Consider the following 9,387-nt stretch of genomic DNA (forward strand, 5'->3'; position numbering starts at 1 on the left):
TCCCCGGCGCCATTCTGTTCGACCTCGCCAATGGCGGCGACAAGAATTTTTGGCGCGAGCCCGTCTATTGGCGACTGGGCCAGGCGGCGGCGAGAGCGGCGGCGCTCGATTTCGCGCTCGGCAGCCATGGCGCCGGCTATGGCGCGACGCTCGCCGATCTCAAGGGCGGGCTGGGCTCGGCCAGCGCCGAGACGCCGGACGGCTTTCGCGTTGGCGCGCTGGTCGCGGTCAATGCGGTCGGGCAGGCCACCATCGGCGACACGCCGCATTTCTGGGCGGCGCCCTATGAGCGCGACGGCGAATTCGGCGGGCGGGGCTGGCCCGCCGCGCTTCCGCCGGACGCGCTGGCGCTGAAGATGAAGGGCGCTGCGCCGCAAAACACCAACATCGCCATTGTCGCCACCGACGCCGCCTTGACCAAGGCCGAGGCGAAACGCATGGCGATCATGGCGCAAGACGGGCTGGCGCGGGCGTTGCGGCCGGTTCACGCGGCGATGGACGGCGATGTGGTTTTCGCCGCCTCGACCGGCGGCGCGCAGGGCGCGGTCGACCCTGTGACGCTCACGCGGATCGGCGCGGCCGCCGCCGATTGCCTGGCGCGGGCCGTGGCGCGGGCGGTTTACGAGGCCGCGCCCCTGCCCTTCACGAACGCCCTGCCGAGCTGGCGACGGAAATTCGGCGGCTGAGCCGCTGCGGCGCGGGCCATGCTCCCGTCAGCATCGCCGCTTGCGTGCGAGGAACGAGTTCGTTTTCTACGCGCAAAATCCGCGCAAAATTTTAGATTAGTCGCCATCTTTTTCTGCACGACTGCGCACATGTACTTCATACATTTCGTCAGCACGAAAAAAATGTGGCCTAATTATCACATATGGAAGGGAAAATTCGCTTTTATGGAAAGTGATCTATAGCACGATCGCTCTTCGCGTTTTTTCTGCTCGCCTGACAATAAGCTGTTTTATAACGATTTTTTTGTCACAGAAATACGATATCGGGCGGATTTCCATTTTCGATTACATAGGCTCCAGGCGCTTTGCCAGCTTTTTGGGCATCCTCAATACTGGATCGACGCGCCGGATCGGGCGATCCTCTCCACCGTATATCGCTCCGACGGATTTTTGGGGACGCCGTGAAAAAGCCCATGACCGCCGCGCTCTTCGCAATGGCTCTTGCCGGCTCTGCGCATGCCGCGGATCTGGCCTCGGCGAAATCGCCGGAAGCTGACGCGTCCAAGCCGAGCTGTTTCGACAGTTTCGAGACCTATCTGAAATCCACGATTCGCGATTGTCCTCTCAGCTACGGCCCGCTGACGCTCTATGGCACGCTCGACGGCGGTTATGGCTACGAGCAATGGGGCACGGCGATGGGCGTCAACGCCGACAAGCCGAATTATGCGATCCAGCGCAACAGCACGCGCCCGATGTGGCTATGGTCGCCCAACGGATTGAGCACCTCGACCATCGGCGTGCGTCTCGCGCAAAAAATCTTCGGCGACTGGGAACTGGTCGGCGCCGCGGAAGCCGGTTTCAATCCCTATACGTTCCGGCTGGTCAACGGCCCGCAATCCCTGGCGGACAACAATTTTTATCGCACCGCCTATCAAAGGACGGCGTTCGACTCGGCCCGCGCCGGCCAGTGGGACAACGGCCAGGGGTTTGTCGGAATCAGCAATCCCACTTACGGCACGCTGACCTTCGGCCGCACGACCCTGCTCTCGCAGTCGGCGCTCGGCGCCTATGATCCGGTGGCTTCCGTCGCCTTTTCGCAAATCGGTTTCACCGCGCTTTACGCCACTTTCGGGGCCAGTCCGACGTCGCGCATCAATACCGCGATCACCTACCGCCTGACCTACGAAAGCTTCCGCATCGCCTTCCAAGCGCAGGTCGGCGGTTACGAACAAGGCAATGCCGCGACCGCGCAATATCAGGGCCAGGTCGGCTTCGATTACGGCAAATTCACCTTCGACGCGATCGGCGGCTGGGCCCAGAACGCCTTGACCTTCGCGAGCTATGGCGGCGCGACCATGCCGGCTGGCTACGATCCGAACTCGATCGTGCGCGCGACCGTTTCGAACACCGGCGGCCTTGAATTGCTGGCGCGCTATCAATGGGAGAAGTTCAGGTTCTTTGCGGGCTATATCTGGTCGAACACGACCAATCCGACGGACACCTCTTATCCCGGCGGCCTGCCGACCATCGCCTCAGGCATCGTCGTGCCGCCGGGCTCGGTCACGGTCAATAATTTCACCGTCCCGCGCGTTCTCAACACCGTTTGGACCGGTTTTCGCTATGCGATTCAGAACAATCTCGACTTTTCCACCGGCATTTACTGGGAGACCCAGAATAATTTCCAGCCGTCAACCGCAGCGGCCTGCACCGGTTCCGGAACATCCACGAGCGCCACCCGTTGCACGGGAGGCCGCTGGTCCTATTCCCTACTGCTGAACTATCGACCCGTTCCGCGGATCGACGTCTATGGCGGCGTACTGTTCTCGAATATTTACGGCGGCGTCGCCAGCGGCGCATCGCATGCCGAAAACATTGCCCCCACCGTTGGCGTTCGCTTCCGGTTCTGATCCCGGCTCAGCCGGGATTGCCGCCGATGCAGCCCTTGTTGCAATCGTCGGGATCCCGGCTCAAGCCGTCGTTATCGCCGTCGCCGGGATGGGCGTATGGCTTGAGCGACGGGCCGGGAGCTTGTTCGGCGGGCTGCGCCTGGACGGCGGGCGCGGGCGTCGGATGATGGCGCGTCTCGGCGCTCGCGGCGTACGGCGCGCCGGCAAGACCGAGCGCGATGGTGAAAACGAGGACGTTTTTCATAAGGGCCTCCTGATTCCGGCGCCTTTGGCGAATTCTTTGCAGCCAACCTTCGGCCACTTTTCTCAATGATCCCGTTATATATGAATGGTGTTTTCGTCACTGTAAACTAAATTATTTTTTATTAGATCGTTTTATTTGTATAAATTATGTAATAGTTGTATCGATATACGATTTATTCGCCGAAATAAGCATGCTTTTTGGCATTTTTACATATGCATTACAGACATAATTCCTGCAACACTCGCGTTTATATGCCGTTATAAGCGCATAAACACATTTAACTGACGCCAATGATGGTAGCCGCTTGAGGTCTTTCCTGCATCTTTGAAGCACCTCGAGCACGTGACCGGCGAAACGTTCGAGCCAACTCTCCCGTGAGCAGCGCCGCAACACGATCGGTCTTTGCATCAAATCGCGCGACGCCGGCGCACCCTCCTGTCAAGAGCAAAAACTGTGCAAGAACCGCAATGTAAATCGCAATTTTAGTGGCAAAGAAACAGGAGCCCGTCGAATGTTTGCGCTTGCCATCGTGATGTAATGCCGTAGTGTTTTGGCTGTAATCGGCTCTATTTTGGCGCCGTCGTGATTGGTCTCAACGTAGGGGGTGAGAATGAGGCGTCGGATGCTTGCGGCGGCGGGAGGTCTGCTGTTTTCCGCTTTTACCGGACTCGTTCCGCCGGCTTTTGCAGAACAGCCCGCCGCTACCGGCCAAACGGCGGCGCTCGCTGGCGTAACCCATGTCGCGGTCGCCGCGAATTTCATCGAGCCGGCGCGTGAGATTGCGACCCTTTTCAAGCAAAAGACCGGCCACGAAGCGATTCTGATTTCGGGCGCCTCGGGCGCCTTCTTCGCCCAGATCACCCACGGCGCGCCGTTCGAAGTTTTCCTCTCGGCCGATGAGGAGCGTCCCCGCCTTGCCGTCGAACAAGGCTTCGCCGTCCCCGAAAGCCGCTTCACTTACGCCATTGGCAAGCTGGTGCTGTGGAGCCGCGTCATTGATGTGACGGATGGCGAAGCCGCGCTCAAGGCCGGTAATTTCAACAAGTTGTCGATCGCCAATCCCGCCGCCGCGCCCTATGGCGCCGCCGCCGTTGAGACCATGAAGGCTCTCGGCGTCTTCGACGGCATGCAGGGGAAGATCGTGCAGGGCTCGAGCATCGCCCAAGCGTTCCAGTTCATCGACACCAAGAATGCCGAACTCGGCTTTGTCGCTTTGGCCCAGCTTTATGGAAATAACGAAGGCACCCGCTGGGTGGCGCCGGACAAGTTCCATACGCCGATCCGTCAGGACGCGGTTCTGCTGACGAACGGCGCGAACGACGAGGCCTCAAAGGCGTTCGTGACCTTCCTCAAAAGCCCGGAGGCGCTCGCGATCATCGAGCGTTTCGGCTATGCTTTGCCGTAATCGCGTATGAACGATCTCTGGCAATTGTGGTCGCCGGTCAAGCTGACCCTTGAACTGGCGAGCATTTCGACCTTGACGCTTTTGATCGTGGCGACGCCGTTGGCCTGGTGGCTGGCGCGCTCCAAGGCCAGATGGAAGGAGATCGTTGCGACGCTGGTCTCGCTGCCCATGGTGCTGCCCGCGACCGTGCTCGGCTTCTATGTTCTGATCGCGCTCGGGCCGAATGGTCCGGGCGGCGGCATCGCCTCGTTCTTGTGGGGCGGGCGCACCTTGGCCTTTACCTTCACGGGCCTTGTCATTGGCTGCATCATCGCTTCGCTGCCGACGGTCGTGCAACCGATCCGCAACGCCTTCGCGGCCATCGGCGACCGCCCGCTCGAAGCGGCGGCGACCCTGCGCGCGTCGCCGTGGCAGGCGTTCTGGCGCGTCGCTCTGCCGCTCGCCAGTCCCGGCTTTCTCTCGGGCGCGGTGCTGGGTTTTTCCCATACGGTCGGCAATTTCGGCGTCGTGCTGATGATCGGCGGCAATATTCCCGGCCGCACCCGCGTCATGTCCACCGCGATTTTCGATTTCGTCGAGGCCATGCAATGGGATCAGGCCAATATTCTGGCGGGCGGCATGGTGGTGTTCGCCTTTGTCGTGATCCTGTCGATGATCCTGATCGAGAAGCGTTTCGCAAGGATGCGCGGATGAGCGAGACCCATACGATCCGCGCCAAATTTTTCAATGTCCTCGGAAATTTCACCCTCGATGTCGACTTTGCGGCGCCCGCCAAGGGCGTCACGGCTCTGTTCGGCCCGTCCGGCTGCGGCAAGACCACGGTCATCCGGTGTATCGCCGGATTGATCCGGGTGACGGACGGCTTTTGCGACATCGACGGCGACATCTGGCAGAAGCCAGACCGAACCTTCCTCCCGACCCACAAGCGACCGCTGGGCTATGTCTTTCAGGAGGCGAACCTGTTCCCGCATCTTTCGGTGCGCAAGAACCTGCTGTTCGGCGCGCCGAAAGAAAAGCCGAAGGACCGGCCGGAAATCGACTTCGACGAGGTGGTCGATTTGCTCGGCGTCCGGCATCTGCTGGATCGCGCGCCGCGCAATCTCTCGGGCGGCGAGCGGCAGCGCATTGGCATCGGCCGCGCCTTGCTGACGCAGCCCAAGGTTCTGCTGATGGACGAGCCGCTCTCGGCGCTCGACCGCAGGACCAAGAGCGAAATCCTGCCCTTCATCGAAAAGCTGCGCGATCATTTCGCCGTTCCGATCTTTTACATCACCCATGACATGACGGAAGTGGAACGCCTGGCGGACCAAATCGTCCTGCTCGACAAAGGCCATCTGGTGGCGTCGGGGCCGCTGGCGGATTTGCAGAGCGATCCATCCTCGCCGCTGTCAAGCTCGCGCGAGGCGGCCGTGACCCTGCACGGCGTGGTCGAAAGCTTCGACGATAAATTCGGCCTGCTCAATCTGACCATTCCGGGCGGACGCCTGATTGCGCCGGCGCCGCCCGCCTATGTCGGCGAGCCGCGCCGCATCCGCATCCTCGCCAGCGATGTGAGTCTTGCGCGGGAAAATCCGGGCCGCAGTTCGATCCTGAACGTGTTTCGCGCCAAGGTGGTCTCGATGAAGGCGCTCGATCCCTATGAGATCGTAGCGGTGGTCGCTTTGGGCGAACAGGGCGAGGGCGCGCGCCTGCTGTCGCGCATGACCCGCAAATCCTGGGAAGAGCTTGGTTTCACCGAGGGCCAGACCGTGTTCGCCCAGGTGAAATATGTCGCGCTGGGCGCCGGCCGCGGCGAGCCGGAGGAATAGCGAGCGAGCCCCACGCGAAGCGCGGAGAGGCGTCGGCAACTCTTTTTTGCTGTCCGATCAACAGGAAAATCGGGCCTCTCGCCGCCACCGCTCGACGCCCGGCGCAAGAAGCGCTCAGATGAACAGTTGACATTTTTTATAGATTTAAAATAATTTTCCAGTCGGCGATCGCGCCTGCGACGCCGGACGATGAAATTGCGATGAAAGGCTGTTCGACCATGAAACGGAAACTTCTGGCCCTCGGGGCGGCGATTGGCGCGACCCTTGGCCTCGCGGCTCCCCTCGGCGCCGGAACGGCCGCCCAGGCCGCCGAGACGCGCCTTCTCAACGTCTCCTACGATCCCACGCGCGAACTCTACACCCAGTATGGCGAGCTTTTCAGCAAGAAATACAAGGCCGAGACCGGCGCCGCCGTCACCATCGAACAGTCGAACGGCGGCTCCGGCAAGCAGGCGCGCTCGGTCATCGACGGCCTCAACGCCGACGTCGTGACCCTGGCGCTCGGCTGGGATATCACCGCCATCGAGCGCGCCGGCCTGATCAATCCGGGCTGGGAGAAGAAGCTGCCCAACAATGCGGCGCCTTACACCTCGACCATCGCCTTCCTCGTCCGCAAGGGCAATCCCAAGGGCATCCACGATTGGAAGGACCTGTTCAAGCCGGGCGTCCAGGTCATCACCGCCAATCCGAAGACCAGCGGCGGCGCCCGCTGGGTGTTTCTCTCGCTCTGGGGCGCTCTCGGCAACGCCAAGACACACGACTTCTCGACCGCCAAGGGGCAGGAAGAGGCCGTTGCGGCCGCCGCCGCGGCCAAGGACTTCCCGATCTACCAGAACCCCGAGGTTCAGGCCCAGATCGCCGAATTCTTCAACACCCATGTCCCGGTGCTCGACGCCGGCGCCCGCGGCTCCACCGTCACTTTCGCCCAGAAGCAGATCGGCGACGTGCTGCTGAACTGGGAAAACGAGCTGTGGCTGGCCCGCGACGAGTTCGGCGCCGAGAAATTCGACATCGTCTATCCCTCCGCCAGCATCCTGACCGAGCCGCCGGTCGCGGTGGTGGACAAGGTGGTCGACCAGCGCGGCACGCGCGCCGTCGCGGAAGCCTATCTGAAGGGTCTCTACACCCCCGAGGCGCAGGACCTCATCGGCCAGCTCCACTATCGGCCGCGCAATCTCGACGCCTTGAAGAAATATAGCGTCGACCTGCCGGCCATTCCCTTCTTCACCATCGACGAGACCTTCGGCGGCTGGACGAAGGCCCAGACCACCTTCTTCGCCGACGGCGGCGTGTTCGACCAGATCTACAAGCCCGCAAAATGAGCCCAAAGGCGCGCCCGGGCCGATCCCGCCCAGGCGCGCCGCCGGTCAAAGGTTGTCCCCATGTCCGATTCGCCCCGCGTCCTTCCCGGCTTCTCGCTGTCGCTTGGCTATACGATCTTTTATCTGTCGGCGCTGGTGCTGATCCCGCTGGCGGCCCTGGTGCTGAAAACGACCCAGATCAGCCTTGGCGAATTCTGGCGGATCATCACCGACCCGATCGTGGTCGCCTCCTACAAGCTGACCTTCTCGGCCTCTTTCCTGGCGGCGGCGATCAACGCCATCTTCGGCCTGATCGTGGCCTGGACGCTGGTTCGCTACGACTTTCCCGGCCGTCGCTTCTTGGACGCGCTGATCGATTTTCCCTTCGCCTTGCCGACCGCCGTCGCCGGCCTGACCTATGCCAGCCTTTACCTCAAGGACGGCTGGATCGGCGGCCTCGGCCCCAATATCGTCGCGGGCGTCAATGGCGTCGCGGGCTGGCTCGGCGCGGGTCCGGCGCTGGCCCCGGACACGCTGGATTGGCTGACTTTTCCCTATACCGGCCAGACCGCCGGCATCGTGCTGGTGCTGGTTTTCGTCAGCCTGCCCTTCGTCGTGCGCACCGTTCAGCCGGTGCTGCAGGAATGGGACCCCGAATATGAGACCGCCGCGCGCAGCCTCGGCGCCGACAAGCTGACGATCTTCCGTCGGGTGATCTTCCCCGAATTGCTCCCCGCCTGGACGTCCGGCTTCGCCACGGCTTTCGCGCGGTCCATCGGCGAATACGGCTCGGTGATCTTCATCGCCTCAAACATTCCCGGCAAGTCGCAGATCGCGCCCCTGCAGATCGTCACCAAGCTCGACGACTTCCAATATGCCGCCGCTGCGTCGATCGGCGTGGTCCTGCTCGCCATTTCCCTTCTCCTGCTGCTCGCGATCAACGGCGTCGAGACCTTCGCCCGCCGTCACGAACGCGCGGCCTGACCATTTCCGAGGACGACTCTCATGGCCGGAGCCATAGCAACCAAAATCCCCCTGAACGTCGCGGCGGCCAGACCCGCCGCCACGGAAAGCGCGCTTGGGCGGCGCGTCCTGATCACCATCACCGTGCTGTTCCTGACGCTGTTCGTCCTGCTTCCGCTGGCGAATGTCTTCCATCAGGCCTTCGCCAAGGGGTTCGACGCCTATCTGGCCGTGTTCTTCCCGCCGGAGCCGCCGACCGATGCGACGCTGACCTTCAGCCAGAAGCGCCGGTTCGCCGAAGCGGCGACCCAGGCGGCGCGCACCTGGCATTCGATCGGCCTTACCGTTTCGGTGGCGGCGATCGTGATCCCGCTGAACGTGATTTTCGGCCTCGCCGCCGCCTGGGCGATCAGCAAATTCAACTTTCGCGGCCGCACCCTACTGACCGCCCTGATCGACCTGCCCTTTTCGGTCTCGCCGGTGGTCGCGGGCCTGATCTTCGTGCTGCTGCTCGGCCGAAACGGCATTTTCGGCGACTGGGCCACGCATCTGGTCTGGCCGGATATCTTCTCGCTGCGGTGGGTCGGCTTCGACGACGGGATCTGGCCGCTGGGCTTCGAGAGGACCTTCACCGGCGTCATCTTCACGCCGCTCGCCATCGTGATCGCGACCATCTTCGTCACCTTTCCCTTCGTCGCGCGGTCGCTCACGCCGCTGATGGAAAGCCAGGGGTCGGACGAGGAGCTCGCCGCGCTCTCGCTCGGCGCCTCCGGCTGGCGGACCTTCTTCAAGATCACGCTGCCCAATGTGAAATGGGCGCTGCTCTACGGCGTGATCCTGACCATGACGCGCGCCTTCGGCGAATTCGGCGCGGTCTCGGTCGTGTCCGGCCATATCGACGTCAATGACACCATGCCGCTGCGAATCGAAAAACTCTGGAACGAATATAACAACCAGGCGGCCTTCACCGTCGCCTCCGTCCTCACGCTGCTCGCGGTGTTCTCGCTGATCGCCAAGATCGCGATCGAATTGAAGACCGCTGGCGAATCCCGGCGCTGATCGAGAAGGCTCTCCGCCATGACCATCGAAGTTCA

Annotated in this window: 9 protein-coding genes; 8 read left to right on the forward strand and 1 reads right to left on the reverse strand. The window is 62.3% G+C overall.

Annotation, left to right across the window (positions count from 1 at the left end; all coding sequences use genetic code 11):
• On the forward strand, positions 1–686 hold a 686-nt coding region (locus ACE3S9_RS09865), incomplete at its 5' end, for a P1 family peptidase (protein WP_374546284.1).
• A gap of 452 nt (positions 687–1,138) precedes the next feature.
• Positions 1,139–2,572: a porin gene (locus tag ACE3S9_RS09870; RefSeq protein ID WP_374546285.1), complete on the forward strand. Its 1,434-nt coding sequence runs from the start codon at positions 1,139–1,141 to the stop codon at positions 2,570–2,572.
• Positions 2,573–2,579: 7 nt separating this feature from the next.
• Here ACE3S9_RS09870 and ACE3S9_RS09875 read toward each other — a convergent pair whose 3' ends face one another.
• Complete coding sequence (locus ACE3S9_RS09875; RefSeq protein WP_374546286.1) at positions 2,580–2,816, reverse strand: hypothetical protein; 237 nt, start codon at positions 2,814–2,816, stop codon at positions 2,580–2,582.
• Positions 2,817–3,426: 610 nt separating this feature from the next.
• Here ACE3S9_RS09875 and modA point away from each other — a divergent pair.
• From modA to ACE3S9_RS09905, 6 genes are all read left to right on the forward strand, one after another.
• The gene (modA, locus tag ACE3S9_RS09880) at positions 3,427–4,221 is read left to right on the forward strand and encodes a molybdate ABC transporter substrate-binding protein (RefSeq protein ID WP_374546287.1); all 795 of its coding nucleotides are present in this window, start codon (positions 3,427–3,429) and stop codon (positions 4,219–4,221) included.
• A 6-nt stretch (positions 4,222–4,227) separates the two neighbouring features.
• A complete protein-coding gene (gene modB, locus ACE3S9_RS09885; protein ID WP_374546288.1) occupies positions 4,228–4,914 on the forward strand; it encodes a molybdate ABC transporter permease subunit in 687 nt (228 codons plus the stop codon).
• Complete coding sequence (modC, locus tag ACE3S9_RS09890) at positions 4,911–6,029, forward strand: molybdenum ABC transporter ATP-binding protein (protein WP_374546289.1); 1,119 nt, start codon at positions 4,911–4,913, stop codon at positions 6,027–6,029. The genes modB and modC overlap by 4 nt, the downstream gene beginning before the upstream one ends.
• A gap of 218 nt (positions 6,030–6,247) precedes the next feature.
• Entirely contained in the window at positions 6,248–7,351 is a 1,104-nt protein-coding gene (locus tag ACE3S9_RS09895) for a sulfate ABC transporter substrate-binding protein (protein WP_374546290.1), read from the forward strand.
• A 60-nt stretch (positions 7,352–7,411) separates the two neighbouring features.
• Positions 7,412–8,314 (forward strand): ABC transporter permease, encoded by a 903-nt coding sequence (locus ACE3S9_RS09900; protein ID WP_374546291.1) that lies wholly within the window; start codon positions 7,412–7,414, stop codon positions 8,312–8,314.
• A gap of 21 nt (positions 8,315–8,335) precedes the next feature.
• Positions 8,336–9,352 (forward strand): sulfate ABC transporter permease, encoded by a 1,017-nt coding sequence (locus ACE3S9_RS09905; RefSeq protein WP_374546292.1) that lies wholly within the window; start codon positions 8,336–8,338, stop codon positions 9,350–9,352.
• The last annotated feature ends 35 nt before the right edge of the window (positions 9,353–9,387 follow it).

This window comes from Rhodoblastus sp. (assembly GCF_041915505.1).
GTDB lineage: Bacteria > Pseudomonadota > Alphaproteobacteria > Rhizobiales > Beijerinckiaceae > Rhodoblastus.